The organism is Paenibacillus sp. J22P90 (assembly GCF_059692195.1).
In genome coordinates this window covers 319,860-342,382 of the sequence record NZ_JCAUAY010000006.1, presented here as the reverse complement: position 1 = coordinate 342,382, position 22,523 = coordinate 319,860, and the positions used below count along the sequence as shown (strand labels likewise).

The following is a 22,523-nucleotide window of genomic DNA, read 5'->3' as shown; positions in this document are numbered from 1 at the left end:
AGATTATGAATTGGAGTAGGGCCAAGACGATTTTGATTGCTTCTTTTTTACTGTTGAATATGATTCTCGGCTTCCAGCTGTGGTCCGCCAATCGTTCCAATGATACGGAAATTTCTTTGGATCCATCCAGTACCGTGGAGGACTTGAATCGCGCGCTGCGCAACAAAAATATTCGTCTCACCGACGAGCTGCCGACAGATCCGCCTAAGCTGAAGGTCATCACGGTGAAATATGACGATAGCATCAAGCCAGGCGAGGAGAAAACGCTCAAAACGCCAATTTACATGAGCACGCTGCTCGGTAAAGGGGCTAGCAAAGAAGCTCAGGCGCTGTCCGAAATTCCAAACTTCGCGATGTATCAGCTGGATTCGGTCATGAGCCGAAATGGTATCTATGTATTTTCCCAATTGTATGGGAAGATTCCACTCTTTGATGTGACTGTAGAGCTCAATGAGAAAAATGGAGAAATTACCAGTTACCGTCAAGCTTTCGTTGAAGTAGAATCAGAAGTAGAACAGACGGAACAGAAGTTAATCTCGGCCCAATTAGCGGTTCGCAGCTTGGTAGACAATTACTTAAGCGATGGATCAATCATTACCGAGGTTCGCTTGGGGTATCACGGACAACCTTATAATTCGCAAACACAACCAATGTTTCCACAGTGGCGAATTACGATCGATAACGGCTATGTATATTATGTGCAAGCGTTAAATGGGGCAGTGGAGTCATTGCAAAAAGGCAATGAGCCTGTACCATTTACAACCGATGGAGGCGGAGGAGCTTCGGCTTCTCCAGCATCAGGGGATAAGAGCACGCCTAAGAAATAACAATGAATAACCAACTGGCACACAGGTAGGCATAGAGGAGTAGGGAAGATGGGAATTCGATTTACGGTGTTATCAAGTGGTTCTACGGGGAATGCAACGGTCGTCGACAACGGTGAGGTGAAGCTGCTGATCGATGTAGGCTTTAGTGCGAAGAAGATGGAGCTATTAATGAAGGAGCGGGAGCTCGCGGCGAGCAGCATTGATGGCATTCTGGTCACACACGAGCATTCCGATCATATCAAGGGACTAGGCGCGTTCGCCCGGAAGTATGATGTGCCCATTTATGCGAATGAGAAGACCTGGGTCGAGTTGGATCGCCAAATTGGCGTCATCGCCGAAGGCAACAAGCGTGTGATGGACACAGGCGGCGTAGAGGAGTTTGGAACGCTAAAAGTGGAATCCTTCGGGATTTCGCATGATGCGGCGGAGCCGGTGGGTTACGTTTTTTATGAAGGGGAACAGAAGTTAAGTGTCGTGACAGATCTCGGGTACATGAGCGAAAAGGTGAAGGAAAAGATCTCGGACTCCGACGCCTTGGTCTTGGAAACGAACCATGATGTCGACATGCTGCGCGTAGGCCATTATCCGTGGAGCATTAAGCGACGCATTCTCGGAGACAAAGGGCATTTATCCAACGAAGCCGCAGGGGAAGCGCTCTGTGATATCATGACGAATAAGACGAAATCTGTCTATATGGCGCACTTGAGCCGTGATCATAACTTAATGGATTTGGCCAGGCTGACCGTGAATAATATAGTACAAGAGCGAGCGCCAGAGTCGAAACAGCTGCGGCTGATGGATACGTATTTTGATCGTTCTACGAAATGGGATGTATTGGATTCGAATTCGGATTCGGAGTAAGCGCAGCGTCGAGTTCCTGTGACTTGAGCTGAATTTCTTGTGCGGTAATGAGACCTTTATCAATAAGGACCTGAATGAGAGATGAGAGGACGAGCGACTGATGATAGTGGCTTTCCTTAAGGTCAGCGAGCTTACCGATCATATTAATTTCTTCAAAATGGGAAGGAATACGGTTCATCGTGGCATTCTCCTTTAAATTAGGTCTATTAAGTTTTCTAAAACTCTAGTAATTCGGTAAGAGATTTGGTTTACTATTATTGTAGGCAAGAAGCGAGCGAAACATTCCTAATTTTTGCAAATAAACAATGCAGGATGACTTGAACATGAACGTATGACTTGACTTGATCACATCCATGGATTGAAATAAAGCAAGGCGAGTGCAGCGTAAGCCCTGTCAGCGAGGAGGTACCCGAAATGAGTTTGTTTGATGATGATTTTTATTCGACCAAAAGGTCCAGAAGGCGCGAGCCGGTCTGGCGTCCCAAAGGGACAGGAAATTTCACAAGTTTCACGAGTTTTGCTGGTCGGAGACGGTATGTTGCTCTTATCGCAGGGATCATTGGGGCTTTAGGCATGCTCATCGTGGTAGGGATTGTTCAAGCGATTGGGGGAAGTGACTCGTCAGCGAACGCCCTTGCCATTCCTGTCGTAGCCAAGGCGGATGTGCATCCGATGAATGGTAATGACTCAGTTGTTGCGGCAACGGACAAAATAAAACCAGCCGTAGTCAGTGTCATCTCCTCGAAAAAGGACGAAGCTGGCCAAGAATCGGGCATTGGTATCGGATCAGGCGTTATCTTCGCGAAGAACGGGGATAAAGTTCGCATTGTAACGAATAGTCATGTCGTGGAAAATGGGAATCAATTCGAAATCGTGAATTTCGAAGGCGAGCATCGCAAAGCTACATTGGTAGGCCGCGATCGGATTACCGATTTGGCTGTCTTAGAAGCCGATGGCAAGGACATTAAAGTACTTGCGGAGTTCGGAGACTCCGATACGCTGCGGGCAGGTGAAATGGCCATTGCCGTGGGCAATCCGCTAGGACTGGGCTTCTCACCGACGGTGACACAAGGTATCGTTTCTTCACCGAAGCGCACGATCCCGGTCTCACTTTCCCGTGAAGGCACCGACTATGATTGGGAAATGGACGTCATCCAAACGGATGCCGCGATTAACCAAGGCAACAGCGGCGGACCGCTGGTTAATATCGAGGGCAAAGTGATCGGCATTAATTCGATGAAGATTTCGGACGCTGGAGTTGAAGGCTTAGGCTTTGCGATCCCGATTAACAGTGCAAAACCCGTTATTGATAGTCTTATCAAAGATCACAAGGTCAAACGACCGTTGATTGGTGTGTCGACGCAGGAGCTGCAAGCTTTTAAAGGGACGGATGTATTAAAGCTGCCTGCAGATGTGAAAACTGGAGTTATCGTCTTCGACGTTTCGGGACCAGCGAAGGAAGCGGGTCTGAAAGCGCAGGATGTTATCGTACAGTTGGATGATCGCAAGATTGAGAGTACGATAGGGTTGCGGAAGTATTTGTACAACGAGAAGAAAATCGGCGATAAGATTAACGTGGTGTACTATCGCGGCGGGAAGAAGCTGACGACGGTGCTGACGTTGGTTGAGGCGACGGATAAGTAAAAAGGAACAAGATCAAGAACGAGTGAAAAAAGAAATCTACAGAACCGTTGCGGATGAGAGGTACTAAACATGCATGTCGTTTGTAAAGATCATGTGGAAATAGCCATAGATGAATTTGTTGATGAGTACGAGGAAGCTCCAGACGTTGTGGATTTGCAGAAAACCCACTTCGCCCACTGGGCACCTCCTGAGCATTGCGAGCATTGCCAGTCATTATCACGTTTTCTCATTGTTTAAGGAGGCCTTGGGGCCTCTTTTTTCTTTGAAAGTGGAAAATAGGAAAAGAGATTAAAAGATAAAAGATAAGGATTGGGGTCACTATGCAGATACAGATATTGAGTGTTGGAAAATTGAAAGAGCGCTACCTCGTGGATGGGATTGCGGAGTACGTGAAGCGTCTTGGCCCGTATGCCAAGATGCAAATGATTGAGGTGCCGGATGAGAAGGCACCCGAGAACATGAGCCCTGCTGAGGAGCAGCAGGTGCGCGATCGTGAGGGCGCGCGGCTGTTGGCTGCGCTGCGCCAGGATGTATACGTCGTGGCGTTGGCCATCGACGGCGAGATGTGGACGAGCGAGCAGCTGGCGAGCTCGCTCGATAAGTTGGCCACCTATGGGCGGAGCCAGGTGGCTTTTGTTATTGGCGGCTCGCTCGGGCTGTCGAGCGAGCTGCTGCGCCGTGCGGATATGCGGCTGAGTTTTGGCCGCATGACGCTGCCGCACCAGCTGATGCGGCTGGTGCTGGTGGAGCAGATTTATCGCGCGATGCGGATAAATCGGGGGGAACCTTATCATAAGTAGTGGTAGCGAGGTAGCACGGAACTTTGACCCTCAAGCGATGGAAATACTATTAGATTGTAGTTGTTTGTAAACAGTGTTACTCTTACAACGGTAAACTCAAAATCTATATTCTGCAATACATCTAAATAATAGTCACCATCTTAGTTATACAGAAAGGTAATACTATGATAAAAGTTGATAACTTATCCTTCTCATTTCCGCAAAAAGAACTATATACAAACGTTTCATTTACGCTTGAAGAGGGGCAGCATTGCGCTTTTATAGGAACAAGCGGCAGTGGGAAAAGTACATTGATCGATATACTGATGGATTCAGAAAGATATTTGTTCGAGGGCAAGTTAGAAATAGACCCGACTTGCAAAATTAGGCATGTAAGCCAATTCCCACAATTCGACAAAACGAAAGAAACAACCGTTTTTGAATATATAGGGGAAGAATTTATCAAGATACAAAATGAAATAACAGCTATTTGTACGGAAATGGAAACGTCATCGGATATGGATGCGTTATTAGAAAAGTATCAATTAGCTTTAGACACATTTGATTCAATCGGTGGGGCTGATTTTGAAAGCAACATTAATAAGAAACTAAATCTAGCAAACCTCATGAAGTTAAAAGATCTTAGGGTATCCGACCTGAGTGGCGGGGAATTCAAACTTATTCAAGTAATGAAGGAAATGCTTAGTAGTCCAGATTTAATGATTATGGATGAACCCGATGTATTTTTAGACTTTGAAAATCTAAATGCGCTTAAAAATCTGATTAATTCTCACAAAGGAATGCTGCTAGTCGTTACGCACAACCGATATCTATTGAATCATTGTTTCAACAAAATTCTACACCTTGAAAACATGGAGATTCAAGAGTTTGATGGGCGTTATATTGAATACAACTTCTCATTACTTCAGACAAAAATTGAGTTGCAAGAAATCGCAGTCGCTGAACAAGAAGAAATTGAGAGATACGATAGCATTATTGATAATCTTAGAGCTATCGCAACGTATAATTCAGAAGCATCTAGAGGGAGAGCATTAAAAGCTAGAGTTAGGTTTCAAGAAAGATTGGAAGCGCGTAGAATTAAAGCGCCTTTTGTTGATATTAAGCAACCGAATATTAGTTTTGGTATTGATAATGAGATTGAAGACACCATTGTTGTAAATGTTAATAACTATCGTGTTACGTTTGATGAGTTGTTATTAGACAATGTTAACTTTGAGATAAAATCTACGGATAAAGTAGCCATTATTGGTCCAAACGGTACCGGGAAAACGACTTTACTCCGAGATATTTTTATAAATAATCATACTTCTATTGAAATAAATGCTGATGTGAAAGTGGCTTATTTATCTCAGATTCAAGGCGAAGTGCTAAAGGATTCTAATACAATTCTAGAAGAATTCATCGATGCTGGGTTTAAAACGTATGATGAGGTTAGATCGTATATCTCAAACTATGGCTTTGAAGGAGAAATCGTTAATCAAAAGATAGCATCTTTATCTGGTGGAGAAAAGAACATGCTTCAATTAGCTAAGGTTTCTGCCAGTAAAGCAAACGTATTGCTTCTTGATGAACCGACAAGCCATTTAGACACCTACACACAAATAGCACTTGAGAAAGCCATTGAAGACTATAAAGGTGCGATTCTCATGATTTCTCATGATTTCTATTCTGTCGTAAATGGTATGGATTATGTTTTAATCATTGACGATAAGACGATTAGAAAAATGAGTATGCGAAAATTCAGACAGATGATTTATGCTAGTCATTTTGATAGAGACTATTTAGAAACGGAACAAAACAAAAAATCGCTGGAAATGAAAATAGAATTGGCTTTAAAAAATACTGATTTTGAACTTGCAAAAGTATTAGTTGATGAGCTAGAAGAGCTGATTAAATTGCTTTAAATTTCAAAAAGTCTGAATGAACTCCCACAGCTGTATTGCGGAGATTCAATCAGACTTTTTTCTTTATGTTTAGACTAGAGCATCCATGCTTCGCATTTTTATCGATTATGACGAATTGTTTGGCTGGATTAAGATTTCATCATCATCCCAAAACGAAGCCATTTTGAAGTAAGTCCCTTCCCGATAAGATGAAAATAACGAGGGTGAAGGGAGGGAAGTGGAACGGTTGACGACCGAGTTAAGCGAAACGGGTATAACTAGCGCAAGTGCAACCGTGCAAGTGAATTGCCAATAGGAGAGGAGACGATTGACAATGAGTAACGCTTTTTCAATTCGTATGTCCAAGCTTGGGATTTCTTTAATGACAGCTTTCCTACTTTCTGCCTGTTTCAATTTATCTTCATTCGTACATGCAACCTCCACCTACGACACGGCAGTACTGGCTAACAACCCCGTTGGATATTGGCCTTTATCCTCCGCGGTAACGGCAGATCAATCCGGTAATGGTATGAACGGCACGTTCACCGGAAGTCCGACGAACACGACGATGCCAAATGGGGATGCAGCTCCGGTATTCAATGGAACGAATCAATATTTTACAATTCCTGATAACGACTATCTGGAGGTTACGCGCACAGGAGTCTTGACCGTCGAAGCCTGGATGCGGCCAGATACATTGCAATTTACGAATTATGAGAGCAGCGGCTATGTGCATTGGATGGGCAAAGGGACGTCTGGACAGCATTCTTGGGTGGCGAGAATGTATAATCAAACAAATACCGAAAACCGTCCAAATCGTATCAGTGGCTATTCGTTTAATTTAAGCGGCGGCTTAGGCGCAGGCTCCTACTTCCAGGATACGGTGACCGCCGGTCAATGGATAAACTATACATTGGTTATCAACACCGTGAATACTAGCACGACGTACCCGACAGGCTACACGAAGGTGTTTAAAAACGGTGTCTTGCGTGACCAAGACACATTATCCGATTACAGCATCGTACCCGGAAACGGAACGGCTCCGATGCGAATTGCGACGCGAGATCTTGCATCGTACTTCCAAGGCGCAATAGGCAAAGTTGCCGTGTACGATTATGAGCTGACGCCTACCCAGCTGGCTGTGCATTACAGTGCAATGACCAATTAAGTGATAGATGCGCACAGGACAGCTTAACAGCCCAAAGGACGATCCTCCGAAGCAGCTCGGTAGGATCGTCCTTTTTTTAGTTGAAGCGGGCTCGTCTGAACTCGCTCGGCGTAATGCCTGTATGCTTTTTAAACATGCGGTTGAAGGAAGCAATCGTGTAATAGCCGACAAGCGTAGAGACGTCCTGAATTTTGAGATCCGTCTTCTCCAGCAGCTCCATCGCTTTATTCATGCGCACCGTATTGACGTAATCGCTGAAATTGGTATCTGTTTTTTCTTTGAAATAGGTTGATAAGTAAGCGCCTGTAATGTTCAATTTATCGGCTAGCAAGTCCAGTGACAAATCGCTGCCGAAATGCTCATTGACGTAGTTCGTTACGAATCTAGTAATGTGGTCGGTCGCTTCTTTCTTCTGACGAATATCGGAGGCGGACTGTGTCAGGATTTCCTTGAAGAACTGCTGAAATTGTTCAAGTGTGCGGCAATTCTTGAGAATATCCACCGGGCTCCTCTTGTCATCCAACAAAGAGATCGGATTATGGCTGGAATAGAGCGTTTTAATAATCAAGTTGACAATTTCTTTCGCAAGGTCATGGACTTGCGCGTAGGAAGCGCCTCGTTTGACGGCAAGCTCTAACGTTTTTGAAACGATAGGAATTGTGATCGCCGGGTTACCGGAAGTCAAATTGGCCGTAAATTCTTTCATATTGGCTGGTGTGAACCAGAGATCCGGAGGTAGCGTTTCCTTTTCCCGAATGATTTGGACACCTTCCCCAAGCTTCCGTTGTTTGGCTAGCAGCAGCGTGTTTTCAAAAGCTTCGTTGAAAATGAACGCATTGTCATGGACAGGGCTCACGGCAATGGTGACGGAACAATAGGAAGCATCCAGCTCAAATATTTTTTTAATATCGATCAATAGATTGTCTAATACAGAAAGCTCGGAATCATTCGTAAAAATAATCGTCAGAATTTGATCTTTCTCAATTTGGAAGGTCAAGGCATCTTTATAGGCCTGAATAAACTGCGATTGAACGAATTCCTTGATGTAATACGAAGCGCGGTTAGGATCCATGTCCATGGCGGCTAACTGGCTGTCGATGTACATGAGCTGGTATAGAACGATAACATAGGGTTTTTCGGAATCAATGGATATTTTCGCGTCCTCAATATCCGTATGAATCATTTTCACCTTATTTAAGTAGGCGTAATGCTTGAGCAGGGAATTTTTACTTAGTAAGTCTCGGTTAATCGTTTCATTGGTCAGAAATAAATCATGCAGCTTCTGGCTAATGACGTTGAACTCACGAATCGGACTTACAAAGGGAGCGCTTTGGTGACGATCCATCTGTTGAATGGAACTGATGATGGTAGTGAGTGGGTTGTTAAACCGTTTAGCAAAGAGAATCGAAATGCCGACTCCGAGGATAATGGAAACGAGTATCAGTCCAACCATAAATACATTCAGCTTAAAGAACTGTTCGGAAATCGTAGCGAACGGAACGATCAGCACATAGGTGTTCCCGGTCACTGCACCTTGCTTGTAGAAATAATAATTAGTGCCTTCCAAATAGTAGCCGGAGCTGCCGGTATGCGGCTTCAAATGCAGTGGATCCTTTCGACTGGTTACCGCGTACGTTTCACCCCCAGTGTCATCCAGAATGTAGAAGTTGGAATCTGCTTGAAAATGGCTAAAGGCCTCGAACATCTGATTACTGTCTAGCAGGGCTATAATGGCGAAGCCATCCGTTGCGGCGCTTTTGAAAAGAACGGGATTAAACTTCCCAAAGCTTCTAGTAGAGAAGCTTGTACTTTCCTGAAATTCCGCAGTAGGGTACACCCGGAAGGAGAGCGAAGATTTTCCGGTTTCCGTTGACCAGAACTGCTCTGGATAAGTGGGGGACGTGTAAAATTTGCTGAACATCATTTGCGCATCTCGGGACCCATCTTTATCAATAACAAAGTCGCGGTTCGGAAAGTAATAGATGATGTTATATAAATATAGCTGATTGTTCGCTAGCACATTTTGCAGCTCGCGTTGAACCTGACTTGAAACAATAAAGTCGAGCTTCTCCGGATTATTTTTGAGCGCTTCGGTATGAGTGTTGAAGTATAGGCTGACCAGCAGGCTTTTAATTAACGAAATGTTTTTCTCATAGCTGGCTACGGTGGTCTCGAGATTCAGACTGCTGTTCTTAATAATTTCTTCGCGAATGCTGCTTCGGAAGAATGTAAAGGAGGCTACATTAAAGGATACGAGCAGCAAAATGATGATAATGAAACTGATCAATAGTCGGTAGAACAAGGAACTGCTGTATCTTTTTCTAGGGACATAAGTGGTTTGCATTGTCGTCTCCTTTCGCTAGCCAGTAGTATGTGGAAATTATAGCATGGTGAAATTTATGGTGTAAGAAAAATTTTACAATTCCTTATATGAATTTTTACGATTCTTATTATAATTCTCGATTTTGAGAAATTTGCGAATGAGTCGATGAGGAAGTGGATAGTCGGCATGGCATTTTTCAGATACGATGGGCTTGTCGATACAGAACCTCAGTAAGCATAGGGGCAACGCACATTGAGAAAAAGGAGAGATGACTATTGCGTACGAACCCATCGGCCGCCACGACACAGACGTCTGTTTCGCAAGCGAATCTCCGGTCGAAAAGAAGTACCTATTTAAAGCAATGGAAACGAGGGAGATACTTATTTCTTCTCTTTCTGCCTACCTTGCTGTTTTATTTACTTTTCAAGTACGTTCCTATGTTCGGCTTGGTCATTTCATTTAAAAATTACAATTTGTTTAAGGGTGTCTGGGCAAGTGAATGGGTCGGATTCAAGTATTATAAGCTGTTTTGGGAAAATCCCGATTTCTTTAAGCTTATCTACAATACGTTTATGCTCGGAATCTACAGGTTAATCTTTGGCTTTCTTGCACCGATTCTACTGGCGTTGCTTCTAAATGAAGCGAGGCACGCGTTCTTTAAACGATTCGTACAAACGGTCAGTTATTTGCCCCATTTTATATCCAATGTGGTCGCGGCGAGCATGGTGCTCATGTTCCTTTCGCCTTCCAGCGGTATCGTCAACCATCTGATTCAAGTCTTTGGCTTTGAACCGATTAACTTCATGGTGATGCCTGGGATGTTCCGTTCGGTCTATGTCATTTCGGAAATCTGGCAGCATGTGGGCTGGGAGACGATCATTTATCTTGCGGCATTGACGTCGATTGATCCTCAACTGTATGAGGCGGCGGAAATGGATGGTGCGAGCAGATGGAGGAAAATAGCGAATGTCACACTCCCGGGTATTGCGCCGGCCATCGTTATCGTCTTTATTCTGAATGTTGGGCATGTCCTCGATATTGGTTTTGAAAAAGTGTTTCTGCTCTATAATCCCGCCATTTATGAAACGGCCGATATTATTAGCACCTATGTGTACCGCACAGGGATCGGACAGGGCAATTACAGCTATGCGACGGCCATTGATTTGTTTACAGGGATCGTCAGTTTAGTGTTTATATACTCGGCCAACTGGATCAGCCGTCGAGTCGGCGAGACCAGTTTGTGGTAGAAAGGAGGTACGCTTTATGAAAACCAGATTTGGTGTGTCTGACCTACTGATCATCCTTGTGCTGCTAGGTGTTGTCGCCGCAACGTTGTACCCCTTTGTTTATATGATGGCGGTCTCGTTCAGTGATAGCACGCACATTTTAAAAGGCGAGGTTACGCTTTGGCCCAAAGGATTTAACGTGGAAATGTATAAAATTGTCTTACACGATCCGCGTATTTCTTCCGCCTATATCAATACCATTCAATATGTGCTAGTCGGCACCTTGGTCTCGCTCATTATGACAGCCATGGGTGCGTTCGCGATCTCCAAGAAAGAGCTGCCGCATCACAAGCTGTTTACACTGCTTATTGTGTTTACGATGTTTTTCAGCGGTGGTATGATTCCGACCTTTCTGGTCGTCAAAAGCTACGGCTTGGTAGATAGCCTATGGTCTATGGTGCTGCCTACGGCCGTCAGTACGTGGAATCTCATCGTGATGCGAACTTTTTTCTCTGCAATGCCCAAAGAACTGGAGGAATCGGGTAAAATTGACGGGTTGACTGATCTCGGTATTTTCTTTCGGCTCGTGCTGCCGCTTTCAAAAGCGGTGCTTGCTACCATCGGACTTTTCTATGCCGTTGGCATCTGGAATAACTTTTATTCCGCATTACTCTACCTGAGAAACCAGGATATGTTCCCACTGCAAGTTGTTCTACGCAATATCGTCTTGCAAGGGCAGATCAACTCAGCTAACGTATCCAGCGTAGGCGGCGATAATTTAGTCGTTGATGATGCTTTGAAATTTACAACGATCCTTGTTTCCACCGTACCTATCCTCCTTGTATATCCGTTTCTGCAGAAATACTTCGTCAAGGGGGTGATGATCGGTTCGGTGAAAGGTTAGTTCATGTTCAGTAATAAAAAGCTGCGGGTCTAAACAAATGAAAAGGGAGATGGGTTCTATGAATAAAACAGTAAAAGGGTTGTCAATTTGTTTAGCTTTGGGACTATCTATGACGGCAATCGCCGGTTGTTCGACGAGTACGAACGAGACATCAACTGCAGCGCCCTCTGCCAGCGCGGGGACAACAACTTCAGCTCCTGCGCAAGTAGTCAAACAAACCTTTAATGTGCTCAATTATTCGAATCCAAGCTGGCCTTACAATAAAGATAATATTTCCTGGAAATTAATCGAAGAGAAAACAGGTGTCTCCCTGAATGTGCAGCTGCCGTCTGGGAAGCTGGATGACGCGCTAAGTGTTACAATTGCCTCGGGTAATTTGCCGGATATGATGATGACGCAGGACAAAAAGCTGGCAGATAAGTACGGACAGCAAGGTGCGCTGATTAATATTTTGGATTATGTAAACGAGATGCCGAACTTGAAAAAATGGATGGAAAAGTATCCGGTTGATACGCAAAACACGATTTCGTCGGATGGCAAAATGTATATGTTCCCGAATGCGGGAATCGGTGAAACGAATCGCATGATTTGGATGTATCGCGATGATATATTTAAGAAGCTAGGGCTTTCTGAGCCGAAAACGTGGGATGAATTGTATGCAGCACTTAAGAAAATAAAAGAAGCTTACCCGAAGAGCTATCCGCTTTCCTTCCGTAACGGCTTGCAGCGTCTCTTGAATTTTGCTCCAGCCTTTGGCACCGGTTCTGATGTGTACTATGATTTTGATAAAAAAGAATGGCGCTATGGTCCACTAGAAGATAATTACAAGCAAATGATTGTGTATTTAAATAAATTTTATAAAGAAGGACTCATTCCTCCTGATTTCTTGTCTGCAGATACGAAGCTATGGCAGGACCTGATGTCTACGGAGCGAGGGTTTGTTACAGTCGATTACATCGGACGGATTGATTTCTTCAATTCGGCTTTGCGCAAGGATAAAGCGGACTTTAATCTGGCTTTCATGGGAGCGCCGACCGGATTTGCAGGTGCGCCTGCCAAAAATGCGTACACACAATATTTGGACGAAGGCTTCATGATCGCGACATCTTCGAAAAAAATCAAAGAGATTATGAAGTTCATGGATTTCTTCTACAGTGAGGAAGGTAAAACACTGGCCAGCTGGGGAAAAGAAGGCGTCACGTATAAAATGGAAAATGGCAAGAAGCAGTTCATTGAGAAATTTGCGGATGTAGCGGACATGAGAAAGAAAACCGGTATTTCTACGGATGGCACCTATGCGTGGTTTGATTATGATGCTCATCTTTCCCTCTCATCGCCTGAGCTGCAGAAGGCTTATCAGGAAGCGCCAAAATATGATAGTCAGCAGCAGCCTCGCCCCGCGTTCACAAGCGCTGAGATGGAAACCCTCTCTCTGAGCGGGGATACGATTATGAAGAAGCGCGATGAGAATATTTCCAAGTTCATTGTTGGTGAACGCAGTCTAGAAGATTGGCCGAAATATGTGAGCGACATGAAAGCGTTAGGCGTTGATAAAATTGTGGACATTTACAAAAAAGCGTATGATCGTGCTTTGAAAAAATAATGTTGGAGTTCATAAACGCCCTTCATTCGGTCAAATAAGACCGGGTGAAAGGCGCTTTTTTATGTTGGGGACCCCCTATAATGGAAAATAGGGGCTGTTTATAGCCGCAACTTTGGGTTGCGAGAGGACGCAACTAATGCGTTCTTTTCATTTACATAGGGTTAGACTAATATTGGTCTTATATCGTGCAGGAAGGCTGGGCTGCTATGACCTTTAGTGAGAAGTATTGGTAATGGTCGTCGCGGGAATGGGATCGGGTATACTTAAGGAAAAATATAAAGAAGACTAGGCACACTAAGCTGACTGAGCATTTTCTTAATTCATCATTGAAATACACCTTACGGTGTCCTATAATGACACCAAAGGGTAACCTATTACGGATTAGAAATTTGCCATTAAACTAAGATTTTAAAGGAGAAATAGACATGTCCTATATCGTTGATTTTAAAAATGTATCTACAGTTGGTCTAGAGTCTTCGCCTGTGGTAGATGCGCTTGCTGGTTTACGCGCGAATGAAGCTCGTTATTTTATGACAAAATACAATCATGAATTTACGGTTGTACCTGCTAGCGAAAGTCAGGAGAACCTGGATTATGTGAACCGAATTTTGCAAGAGCGTAATATTGAGTTTGCGGCTAAACCGTTAGAGACATCGCGTTTTCAAGTGGAAAATATTCAATTTACCTATGTTTTTTATGAGGACGGGCTTTCGGTAAATGTGATGTATACGGTGGATGATGCTAAGAAGCGGGCTGTTGGTTTTAAGCTTTCTGAGGGGATGGAGATACCCAAGGAGCTAGCAGAGAAGTTTAAGTTTGCTAGGCAGAAGTCGAAATTAGCTGGAACGATTCGGGGTTCGTTTTTTGTAATTAAAGGACAATACTAAATTTCTGTAAATGAGCGTATGTAAGCTAAGGCCATCCTACAAAGGATGGCCTTTCCTATATTACAAAGAACCCGCCTGCATTTCATATAGAAAACGGTTGATAAAGTGTTTGGACAGCAGCGATGCTTTCGTATTTTCTGACCGAACCCATCCTAGTGTAATCGACTTTTGCTCCAAACGCTCAATTTCGATCATAACAAGATCACCGCTCTGAACATGAGGATTATCGATAAAAGTAAAATTATATCCAATCGAGATTGCTAGCTCTTCTTTTAGAGCATTTGCAATCGCTACTACATTGTTGCTTGAAAATAAAATGTTCAAGGGTCCGATTTCTTTCGTAAATTGATCTATAAACTCATGTAAGTTTTCTTCTTCATATAAAACAAAAGAATGCTTTAACAACTCCTCGGGTGTCACGGTTTTCTTGGCGGCCAGAGGAGAATGCTTCCACACGCCAACCACGATTTTTCCCTTCCACAAGGGGTCGAAATGCAAGCCTATTTCTTGATCCCCCATATCTGGCTTTATACTAATCAAACCAATATCCACTTTGTTTTGTCTGATTTGGGTCATAATTTCCTCGGACCCCTTTTCGAGCATGATAAAATGAACGTCGGGGTAATCTTTTTTGAGGCTGGATACCGTCTTCACTAGGGAGCTCATGACACCGGGGATTGCCGCGACACACAGTTTCCCGCCTGAAATGATCGCATGCTGCTTCGCTTCGTCCCTGATTTCCTGCAGCAAGTTTTCGACACTCAAAGCTTTCTTGATAATGCGTTTACCTTCGGGTGTGGGAATGGTCCCCATTCGTGAGCGGTTAAATAAGGTGATACCTAATTCCGTCTCTAGGTTGGATATGGACTGGCTAAGCGCGGACTGGGTCACATGTAGATTTTTTGCAGCCGCTAATAGCGATTTCGATTTGGCAACCTCAATGATATATTGCAGTTGTTCCAGATTCATTATTCACCTCATTACTATTAATTCATCTAATACAACCTTAAATAATGTTAAATATATTTTAACATAATGAGATGCTACAATGTAATGGCATTAAGGTTATGACTGTTCAGAAAGGATTGAAATAGATGAGACTTAATGGGAAAACTGCTATTGTCACAGGCGGAGCGAGCGGAATTGGAAAATGTACAGTTCAAATGTTCTTAGAGCAAGGTGCAAATGTAGTATTCACTGACATAAATGAAGAGATTGGCAACCGAACGTTGGAAGAGATGAAAAAGGTTAGCAGCAACGTTGCTTTTATGAAACATGACGTACAGCAAGAAGAAGAGTGGGCAAGTGTCGTTAATGAAACGAAAGATACATTTGGACGCGTCGATATTTTGCTCAATAATGCCGGAATTTATAGTTCTAAACGGATCGGTGACTATTCCATAGAGGAATGGAACCGTCTAATGGGAATTAACGTGACGAGTGTTTTCATCGGCATGAAACACGTTATTCCAGTTATGCGCGCGCAAAAAGGCGGCTCCATCATCAATGTGTCATCAATTGCCGGCTTAAAAGGTACTGCCAATATAGCCCTGTATGGCACTAGCAAAGGGGCTGTCCGCATGATGACGAAACATACCGCGATGGAAGTTGCACCTGATCAAATTCGGATCAATTCTATTCACCCAGGCGTCATTCAAACGTCGATGGGGGATGATCTTGCAGCAGGCTTTAAGGTAACTACGGAGCAATTGGCTAGTTCCGTCCCAATGAAGAGATTAGGGACACCTGAGGATGTGGCTAACCTAGTTGTTTTCCTTGCTTCCGATGAGTCGAGCTTTATTACAGGAACTGAAATCAGTGTCGATGGCGGATCAGCGGCGCGATAAATTTTGATCTCATAGGAGGGCATGACGATGAAACTTGTAGGAAAAGTTGCCATGATTACTGGCGGAGCTACGGGTCTTGGGAAAGCGACAGCCGAACTCTTCATCCAGCACGGGGCTAAAGTTGTGATTGCCGATGTTTCCAATCAAGCGGAGGGAACCGTTAAAGAACTAATCGACGCTGGTGGAGAAGCGATGTTCGTGAGAATGGATGTATCCAATGAAGAAAATGTTCGGAATGCTGTGGAAGAAGCGGTTCGCCATTTCGGTAAGTTGGATATTATGATTGCCAATGCAGGAATTGGACATAAGGGCGCTCCCATTACTGAAGTTACGCTTGATCGTTGGCAGCAAATGATCGATATTAACTTAACCGGTGTGTTCCTAAGCAACAAATATGCAATTATGCAAATGCAACAACAGGGTGTCGGCGGAGTTATCGTCAATATGGCATCGATCATGGGCCATATCGGGTCACCTGGGCTAGCATCTTATAACGCGGCCAAAGCAGGTGTCGTTAATTTAACTAGATCGCTGGGCGTAACTTATGCTAAAGCGGGAATTCGCGTCAATGCCATATGCCCAGGCTTCGTAGATACGCCTATTTTGAACGGTGTAGATGAGGAAGTTAAGCAAAAGTTAGTTTCGCTTCATCCGATCGGTCGCCTTGGCCGCGTTGAGGAAATTGCGAATGGCATTTTGTTCTTGGCTAGTGAGGATTCTTCCTTTATGGTTGGGGCTAGTCTAGTCGTAGACGGTGGATATACCGCACAATAGAACTAATTAATCAGTGGATGAGCAGAGTGGATCACTCTTGTTCATCCTTTTTTTATTAGGCGAAAATCAAAAAAGAACCCGGCAGCTTGGCCAGGTTCTTGCGCATAAATAGGCATGATGATATAATCAGATCACGACTATTAATATTTATATGGACATATGTATTACATCTTACAATTTAATTGTATCATGCCGGTGATTGTCTTGTCAAATGCTTTTATTTTATGGGTAGGGGAGATGTTTTCATGCACTCGTTAGTTCTCGGCTTACAGGAAATCGAAACAACACAGCTTGGACTGGTTGGCGGAAAAGGGTTAAATATAGGGGAATTATCAAAAGTTAAAGGCATACAAGTACCAGATGGATTTTGTGTTACAACAGTGGGATATCATAATGCGATTGAACAAAACGATACGTATCATGCTTTGTTGGACCGACTAACCATGCTGAAAGTAGAAGATCGAGATCAAATTAGTGAACTCAGCGAGCAGATTCGACAAATCATTAGGGACGTAGAGATTCCTTCTGATGTTGTGGAAGCAGTCACTCACTATCTCACTCAGTTCGGCGAAGAACACGCTTATGCAGTGCGTTCTAGTGCGACTGCTGAAGATTTACCGCATGCCTCTTTTGCAGGTCAACAAGACACGTATTTAAATATCATCGGCCTCGATGCCATCCTGGAGCATATCAGCCTATGTTGGGCTTCCCTATTCACGGATCGCGCGGTCATCTACCGTATGCAAAATGGATTCGACCACAGCCAGGTGCAAATATCCGTTATCGTTCAAAGGATGGTTTTCCCGCAGGCTTCAGGGATTTTGTTTACCGCGGATCCGATTACGTCGAATCGAAAGCTGCTATCCATCGATGCTAGCTTTGGTCTTGGAGAAGCGTTGGTCTCTGGCTTGGTCTCTGCCGATAATTACACCGTACACGAAGGGGAAATCGTAAATAAGCGAGTAGCAACCAAAAAAATAGCAATCTATGGGCGAAAAGAAGGCGGAACGGAGACCCTGCAGCTCAATCCTGATCAGCAAAAGGCGCAAACCCTGACGGATCAACAAATTATTGATTTGGCTCGTATCGGGAGGCAGATTGAGGCTTATTTTGGTTGCCCGCAAGATATCGAATGGTGTTTAGCCAACGACAGCTTTTACATTGTCCAGAGCCGTCCGATTACGACGTTATTCCCGATCCCGGAAGCAAATGATCAAGAAAATCACGTTTACTTATCTGTTGGTCATCAACAAATGATGACAGATCCCATAAAACCATTGGGATTGTCTTTTTACCTGTTAATTACTCCTGCTCCCATGCGAAAAGCCGGTGGAAGGTTGTTTATTGATGTTGCACCTAGGTTGGCTAAACCTGTCGACCGGGAAGCTTTATTAAATACCATCGGATCCGATCCGCTCATAAAAGGTGCACTCTTGAACATCATAGAGCGAGATTATATAAAATTGGTACCAAATGAGCAAACAGCACCGACTCCGAGCAGAAATAATACAGATATGCTGGAACAAATTGAAAGCAATCCGAACATCGTTGCTGATTTGATTCAGAGTAATCGCGCATCGGTAGAAGAGCTGCAACGAAACATCCAGACGAAATCAGGATTGGATGTATTAGATTTTATTTTGGAAGATATCCAGCAATTAAAGAAGATGTTGTTTGACCCACGAAGTACGGCTGTGTTTATGACGGCCATAAATGCTTCATTATGGATCAATGAAAAAATGAACGAGTGGTTAGGTGAAAAAAACGCAGCAGATACGCTTTCTCAATCGGTACCCTACAATATTACTTCAGAAATGGGTCTGGCATTAATGGGTGTCGCAGATAGGATTCGCCCTTATCCGAAAGTCATTGATTATTTACAACAAGTAAAAGATGATATCTTTTTGGATGAACTGGTTAAGTTCGAGGGTGGACAGGAAGCTCACGACGCAATCTATGCTTATCTCCATAAATACGGAATGCGATGCGCCGGAGAAATCGATATTTCTAAAACGCGTTGGAGTGAAAAACCAATTACACTGGTTCCCATGATTCTGGGTAACATTAAAGCCTTTGAGCCTAATGAAGGCCATCGAAAATTTGAGCAAGGGCGCCAAGAAGCTTTGGAAAAGGAACAAGAGTTATTAGCTCGATTAATCCAATTGCCAGACGGTGAACAAAAAGCTGAAGAGACAAAACGAATGATCCGTCGAATTCGGAATTTCATCGGTTATCGTGAATATCCAAAATACGGTTGGATTAGTCGATATTTCGTGTATAAGCAGGCTATGCTGAAAGAGGCCGAACAGCTCGTTCAAGCTGGCGTTATCCAAGAAAAAGAAGATATCTTCTATCTCTCTTTTGAAGAGCTGCACGAAGTCGTACGCACAAATACATTGGATAATCAGATGATTAACAAACGGAGAGAGGATTACAAATTTTTCAAAAAGCTAACTCCCCCGCGTGTCATCACGTCTGATGGTGAAATCATCACAGGTGCGTACAACCGAGAAAATCTACCTGCCGAAGCGATTGTAGGTCTGCCAGTTTCTTCTGGCGTCATAGAAGGGCGTGCACGTGTCATTTTAAATATGGAAAAGGCGAATCTGGAAGAGGGAGATATCTTAGTCACCTCCTTTACAGACCCTGGTTGGACACCATTGTTTGTATCTATAAAAGGTCTAGTCACCGAAGTCGGTGGACTGATGACCCATGGAGCCGTTATCGCGCGTGAATATGGCTTGCCAGCCGTAGTTGGCGTGGAAAATGCTACGAAACTGATCAAAGACGGGCAACGCATTCGCGTGAATGGCACAGAAGGGTTTATCGAAATATTGTAAAAATGATAATGACGTTGTCGATAATAAAGATATAAAACCTCGTTAAAAAGGAAGTGTTGAAAACACATGATCAACGCAGCACACATCATTCTATACAGTACCAACGCGGAGGCAGACCGCGTTTTCATCCGAGACGTGCTCGGATTCGCAGGTGTTGATGCAGGCCAGGGCTGGCTCATATTCAAATTGCCTCCAGCCGAGATCGCTGTGCATCCCACAGAAGGACCAGATAAGCACGAATTTTGTTTTATGTGTAATGACATCGAGAAAACTCTTGGGGAATTAGCCGCGAAGGGTGTAACGATATCAAAGCCAGTCAGCAACCAAGGTTGGGGGCTAATCGCTTCCATCAAGCTTCCGAGTGGAGCTGATCTTTCGATCTATCAGCCGCTGCATCCTACAGCCTATGATTTAGAGGGCTGAGCCGAATAATTGAAGAGGAGTGTGCCGGGATGACAACGAGTAAAACGAATCCTAAGGTAGATGGTTTTTTAAATAAGGCTAAGAAATGGAAGGAAGAGTTCGAGGAGTTAAGAAAAATCGTGCTCGACTGCGAGCTGACCGAAGATTTTAAGTGGATGCATCCTTGTTACACGTCTGAAGGTAAAAACATCGTGTTAATCCATGGGTTTAAAGAGTACTGTGCACTTTTGTTCCACAAAGGTGCCCTGTTGAAGGATGTCCACGGTATCCTAATCCAACAAACGGAGAATGTACAGGCGGCGCGCCAACTGCGGTTCACCAATGTTCAACAAATTGAAGAGCTGCAGCTGATCATAAAAGATTATATTGAAGAGGCTATTGCCGTTGAAAAAGCAGGTTTGGAAGTAGAGTACAAAAAGAATACGGAATACACCGTGCCTGAAGAATTAGAAAACAAATTCGTTGAAATCCCTGATTTGAAGACGGCTTTCGAAGGGTTAACGCCAGGACGGCAACGAGCGTACCTGCTTTATTTTTCCCAACCGAAACAATCCAAAACGCGCGATTCAAGAATTGAAAAGTATTTGCCGCATATTCTGGGTGGAAAAGGGTTAGATGATTGAGTTTAAGATTCATTAAAGGTTGCACCTCTAAGATACTGATATAGGCCGGCGACATCGGAGCTAACGATAAGCACGATGGCGTCGAAATTCTAAAGTGAGGTGCAGCAATGATGAATATAAAGAAATTGGCAAAACCAATAGGCCTTATGGCATTGTGCGGGGTTCTGATGACAGGATGCCTTGCAAAAGAAGCAGAAAACGTCACCCCTTCGGAATCAGGAAGTGTAGCAACGACGGCAACGACTGGCACTAACGCTAACGCTGCCACGGTCGCATACGCTCAGGAAATGGACAAAGAAAAAATAATGTCCATATCGATCGACGCGGACGAGGCGGAATGGCAGAAGATGCTGGATAACGCATCAGAAGAACAATATATTTCGGCTAATGTTACGATCAACGGTACAACTATTTCGAATGTAGGCATTCGTCCAAAGGGAAATTCCAGCTTGAGTCAGATCGTGAATGACGAAACAAGCGATCGGTTCAGCTTTAAAATTAAATTTGACGAGTACGTTGAGGATCAAACTTGGGAGGGACTTGATACGCTCGTCGTCAACAATATGATTTCGGACAACAGTTATATGAAGGAATACTTGAGTTATGACATCATGAGTGAGATTGGTGTTGATACGCCACTGTTTGCTTTTGCCAATATCAAGGTGAATGGGAACGCATGGGGCTTCTACTTGGCTGTTGAAGACATCGATAGCGGATACCTGGCGCGGACGAAGGAAGACGAGGGCGAACTCTACAAACCGAATAACGACGATAAGCAAATGATGGGCGGCGGCATGGGCAAACCAGAAGGAGATCAGCAGACTGGTGAAGCCCCTAAAATGGAGATGCCGCCAGTTGAGCAAGGTCAAGGCAATGGCGGTGAGGGCATGAATGGTGGAGGTCGCGGTGGTATGAGGAATGGAGCCAATAATGGCGTATCCTTGCAGTATACTGACGATGAAATCAGCAGCTACTCAGCTATTTTTGATAATGCTGAAACCAAGACAACGGATGAGGATTACCAAAGGGTCATTACAGCGTTGAAGAATCTGAATGCGGGAACAGATTTAAGCAAATACGTGGATGTTGATGCTGTTTTAAAATATTTCGCCGCGCATACTGTGGTCGTAAATATGGATAGCTATACGTCCAACATGGGACACAATTATTACCTCTATGAAAATAATGGGCAGATAAGTATGGTGCCTTGGGATTATAATATGGCATTTGGCGGCTTCCAAGCAGGCACTGCATCTGATGTCGTCAATCTGGCAATCGACACACCGTTGTCTGGTGTTACACTTGAAGAACGACCTATTTTAGGCAAGCTCTTGGAAGTTCCAGAATATAAGGAAAAATATCATGCGTATTTGCAGGAAATCGTGGATAACTATTTTGCAAACGGGAAATTTGCACAAAAAGTAGCGAGTCTTAACCAGCTGATCTCTGCTGAAGTACAAAACGATCCTACCGCATTCGCTACCTACGAGGCGTTTCAAACAGCTGTTGCAGAACTAACGAAGCTGGGAACGCTTAGAGCGGAAAGCATTCAAGGGCAGCTCAGCGGCGAAATTCCTTCCACGACAGATGGACAAAAAGCGGATGCAAGCCATCTCGTAGACGCTTCATCCGTGGATATGTCGAAGCTAGGCAAGAATGGACCAGGAGGGAAAGGCATGTCGGGTGAAGGTGGCTTCGGCGGCGGAATGTCACAAAGGCAGAAATAATCATAGCAAAGGCACCCTTTACGGGTGCCTTTTTTTGACGAACGTATGACCTGGATTTATTCAGTGTGCCGACAGTGGATTTAGTTGGGTATTTTCGGACTAATGGGAGTTGGGGAGAGAAAACTAGGCAACCTCCTGACTACTTTTTCGTACTCCTTTAAAG

The 22,523-nt window shown here is 44.0% G+C and carries 20 protein-coding genes; 17 read left to right on the top strand and 3 right to left on the bottom strand.

The window, feature by feature from the left end; all coding sequences use genetic code 11:
* The first annotated feature begins 5 nt into the window (after positions 1–5).
* Both yycI and AC58UX_RS21625 read left to right on the top strand, forming a co-directional pair.
* Positions 6–827: a two-component system regulatory protein YycI gene (gene yycI, locus AC58UX_RS21630; RefSeq protein WP_497256507.1), complete on the top strand. Its 822-nt coding sequence runs from the start codon at positions 6–8 to the stop codon at positions 825–827.
* A 48-nt stretch (positions 828–875) separates the two neighbouring features.
* The gene (locus AC58UX_RS21625; RefSeq protein ID WP_497256505.1) at positions 876–1,688 is read left to right on the top strand and encodes an MBL fold metallo-hydrolase; all 813 of its coding nucleotides are present in this window, start codon (positions 876–878) and stop codon (positions 1,686–1,688) included.
* On the opposite strand, the gene AC58UX_RS21620 is transcribed toward AC58UX_RS21625, so the two are convergent.
* On the bottom strand, positions 1,645–1,866 hold the full coding sequence (locus AC58UX_RS21620) for a hypothetical protein (RefSeq protein ID WP_497256503.1): 222 nt from the start codon (positions 1,864–1,866) through the stop codon (positions 1,645–1,647). The two genes, AC58UX_RS21625 and AC58UX_RS21620, sit on opposite strands and share 44 nt — an antisense overlap.
* A gap of 236 nt (positions 1,867–2,102) precedes the next feature.
* Between AC58UX_RS21620 and AC58UX_RS21615 the strand changes: the two genes are divergently transcribed.
* From AC58UX_RS21615 to AC58UX_RS21595, 5 genes are all read left to right on the top strand, one after another.
* Positions 2,103–3,332 (top strand): S1C family serine protease, encoded by a 1,230-nt coding sequence (locus tag AC58UX_RS21615; protein WP_497256501.1) that lies wholly within the window; start codon positions 2,103–2,105, stop codon positions 3,330–3,332.
* A 69-nt stretch (positions 3,333–3,401) separates the two neighbouring features.
* A complete protein-coding gene (locus tag AC58UX_RS21610) occupies positions 3,402–3,569 on the top strand; it encodes a CxxH/CxxC protein (RefSeq protein ID WP_063795715.1) in 168 nt (55 codons plus the stop codon).
* Positions 3,570–3,652: 83 nt separating this feature from the next.
* Positions 3,653–4,132: a 23S rRNA (pseudouridine(1915)-N(3))-methyltransferase RlmH gene (rlmH, locus tag AC58UX_RS21605; RefSeq protein WP_497256499.1), complete on the top strand. Its 480-nt coding sequence runs from the start codon at positions 3,653–3,655 to the stop codon at positions 4,130–4,132.
* 164 nt (positions 4,133–4,296) lie between these two features.
* On the top strand, positions 4,297–6,036 hold the full coding sequence (locus tag AC58UX_RS21600; protein WP_497256497.1) for an ABC-F family ATP-binding cassette domain-containing protein: 1,740 nt from the start codon (positions 4,297–4,299) through the stop codon (positions 6,034–6,036).
* Between the two features lie 313 nt (positions 6,037–6,349).
* The gene (locus AC58UX_RS21595) at positions 6,350–7,183 is read left to right on the top strand and encodes a LamG-like jellyroll fold domain-containing protein (protein WP_497256495.1); all 834 of its coding nucleotides are present in this window, start codon (positions 6,350–6,352) and stop codon (positions 7,181–7,183) included.
* Between the two features lie 76 nt (positions 7,184–7,259).
* Here the strand turns inward: AC58UX_RS21595 and AC58UX_RS21590 are convergent, their stop codons facing one another.
* Positions 7,260–9,527 (bottom strand): helix-turn-helix domain-containing protein, encoded by a 2,268-nt coding sequence (locus tag AC58UX_RS21590; protein ID WP_497256493.1) that lies wholly within the window; start codon positions 9,525–9,527, stop codon positions 7,260–7,262.
* Positions 9,528–9,901: 374 nt separating this feature from the next.
* Between AC58UX_RS21590 and AC58UX_RS21585 the strand changes: the two genes are divergently transcribed.
* The 4 genes from AC58UX_RS21585 (at position 9,902) to AC58UX_RS21570 (ending at position 14,126) form a co-directional block, all read left to right on the top strand.
* Positions 9,902–10,753: an ABC transporter permease gene (locus tag AC58UX_RS21585; protein WP_497256605.1), complete on the top strand. Its 852-nt coding sequence runs from the start codon at positions 9,902–9,904 to the stop codon at positions 10,751–10,753.
* Between the two features lie 16 nt (positions 10,754–10,769).
* Positions 10,770–11,636 (top strand): carbohydrate ABC transporter permease, encoded by an 867-nt coding sequence (locus tag AC58UX_RS21580; protein WP_497256491.1) that lies wholly within the window; start codon positions 10,770–10,772, stop codon positions 11,634–11,636.
* Between the two features lie 58 nt (positions 11,637–11,694).
* Entirely contained in the window at positions 11,695–13,239 is a 1,545-nt protein-coding gene (locus AC58UX_RS21575; RefSeq protein WP_497256489.1) for an extracellular solute-binding protein, read from the top strand.
* A gap of 425 nt (positions 13,240–13,664) precedes the next feature.
* Positions 13,665–14,126, top strand: a complete 462-nt coding sequence (locus AC58UX_RS21570) for a DUF8821 family protein (RefSeq protein ID WP_497256487.1) — start codon at positions 13,665–13,667, stop codon at positions 14,124–14,126.
* A 60-nt stretch (positions 14,127–14,186) separates the two neighbouring features.
* On the opposite strand, the gene AC58UX_RS21565 is transcribed toward AC58UX_RS21570, so the two are convergent.
* A complete protein-coding gene (locus tag AC58UX_RS21565) occupies positions 14,187–15,095 on the bottom strand; it encodes a LysR family transcriptional regulator (RefSeq protein ID WP_497256485.1) in 909 nt (302 codons plus the stop codon).
* A 125-nt stretch (positions 15,096–15,220) separates the two neighbouring features.
* Here AC58UX_RS21565 and AC58UX_RS21560 point away from each other — a divergent pair, with 125 nt between their 5' ends.
* The 6 genes from AC58UX_RS21560 (at position 15,221) to AC58UX_RS21535 (ending at position 22,360) form a co-directional block, all read left to right on the top strand.
* A complete protein-coding gene (locus AC58UX_RS21560) occupies positions 15,221–15,973 on the top strand; it encodes an SDR family NAD(P)-dependent oxidoreductase (RefSeq protein ID WP_497256483.1) in 753 nt (250 codons plus the stop codon).
* A gap of 27 nt (positions 15,974–16,000) precedes the next feature.
* The gene (locus tag AC58UX_RS21555; RefSeq protein ID WP_497256481.1) at positions 16,001–16,747 is read left to right on the top strand and encodes an SDR family NAD(P)-dependent oxidoreductase; all 747 of its coding nucleotides are present in this window, start codon (positions 16,001–16,003) and stop codon (positions 16,745–16,747) included.
* A 245-nt stretch (positions 16,748–16,992) separates the two neighbouring features.
* On the top strand, positions 16,993–19,587 hold the full coding sequence (gene ppsA, locus AC58UX_RS21550) for a phosphoenolpyruvate synthase (RefSeq protein WP_497256479.1): 2,595 nt from the start codon (positions 16,993–16,995) through the stop codon (positions 19,585–19,587).
* A 66-nt stretch (positions 19,588–19,653) separates the two neighbouring features.
* Entirely contained in the window at positions 19,654–20,010 is a 357-nt protein-coding gene (locus tag AC58UX_RS21545; RefSeq protein ID WP_497256477.1) for a VOC family protein, read from the top strand.
* Between the two features lie 29 nt (positions 20,011–20,039).
* Complete coding sequence (locus AC58UX_RS21540; protein ID WP_497256475.1) at positions 20,040–20,633, top strand: YdeI/OmpD-associated family protein; 594 nt, start codon at positions 20,040–20,042, stop codon at positions 20,631–20,633.
* A 146-nt stretch (positions 20,634–20,779) separates the two neighbouring features.
* A complete protein-coding gene (locus tag AC58UX_RS21535; protein WP_497256473.1) occupies positions 20,780–22,360 on the top strand; it encodes a CotH kinase family protein in 1,581 nt (526 codons plus the stop codon).
* Positions 22,361–22,523: the final 163 nt, after the last annotated feature.

Bases quoted from the DNA above. Each gene is read 5' to 3' on its own strand.
- yycI (WP_497256507.1), top strand. From the start codon at position 6: ATGAATTGGAGTAGGGCCAAGACGATTTTGATTGCTTCTTTTTTACTG.
- AC58UX_RS21625 (WP_497256505.1), top strand. From the start codon at position 876: ATGGGAATTCGATTTACGGTGTTATCAAGTGGTTCTACGGGGAATGCA.
- AC58UX_RS21620 (WP_497256503.1), bottom strand. From the start codon at position 1,866: ATGAACCGTATTCCTTCCCATTTTGAAGAAATTAATATGATCGGTAAG.
- AC58UX_RS21615 (WP_497256501.1), top strand. From the start codon at position 2,103: ATGAGTTTGTTTGATGATGATTTTTATTCGACCAAAAGGTCCAGAAGG.
- AC58UX_RS21610 (WP_063795715.1), top strand. From the start codon at position 3,402: ATGCATGTCGTTTGTAAAGATCATGTGGAAATAGCCATAGATGAATTT.
- rlmH (WP_497256499.1), top strand. From the start codon at position 3,653: ATGCAGATACAGATATTGAGTGTTGGAAAATTGAAAGAGCGCTACCTC.
- AC58UX_RS21600 (WP_497256497.1), top strand. From the start codon at position 4,297: ATGATAAAAGTTGATAACTTATCCTTCTCATTTCCGCAAAAAGAACTA.
- AC58UX_RS21595 (WP_497256495.1), top strand. From the start codon at position 6,350: ATGAGTAACGCTTTTTCAATTCGTATGTCCAAGCTTGGGATTTCTTTA.
- AC58UX_RS21590 (WP_497256493.1), bottom strand. From the start codon at position 9,527: ATGCAAACCACTTATGTCCCTAGAAAAAGATACAGCAGTTCCTTGTTC.
- AC58UX_RS21580 (WP_497256491.1), top strand. From the start codon at position 10,770: ATGAAAACCAGATTTGGTGTGTCTGACCTACTGATCATCCTTGTGCTG.
- AC58UX_RS21575 (WP_497256489.1), top strand. From the start codon at position 11,695: ATGAATAAAACAGTAAAAGGGTTGTCAATTTGTTTAGCTTTGGGACTA.
- AC58UX_RS21570 (WP_497256487.1), top strand. From the start codon at position 13,665: ATGTCCTATATCGTTGATTTTAAAAATGTATCTACAGTTGGTCTAGAG.
- AC58UX_RS21565 (WP_497256485.1), bottom strand. From the start codon at position 15,095: ATGAATCTGGAACAACTGCAATATATCATTGAGGTTGCCAAATCGAAA.
- AC58UX_RS21560 (WP_497256483.1), top strand. From the start codon at position 15,221: ATGAGACTTAATGGGAAAACTGCTATTGTCACAGGCGGAGCGAGCGGA.
- AC58UX_RS21555 (WP_497256481.1), top strand. From the start codon at position 16,001: ATGAAACTTGTAGGAAAAGTTGCCATGATTACTGGCGGAGCTACGGGT.
- ppsA (WP_497256479.1), top strand. From the start codon at position 16,993: ATGCACTCGTTAGTTCTCGGCTTACAGGAAATCGAAACAACACAGCTT.
- AC58UX_RS21545 (WP_497256477.1), top strand. From the start codon at position 19,654: ATGATCAACGCAGCACACATCATTCTATACAGTACCAACGCGGAGGCA.
- AC58UX_RS21540 (WP_497256475.1), top strand. From the start codon at position 20,040: ATGACAACGAGTAAAACGAATCCTAAGGTAGATGGTTTTTTAAATAAG.
- AC58UX_RS21535 (WP_497256473.1), top strand. From the start codon at position 20,780: ATGGCATTGTGCGGGGTTCTGATGACAGGATGCCTTGCAAAAGAAGCA.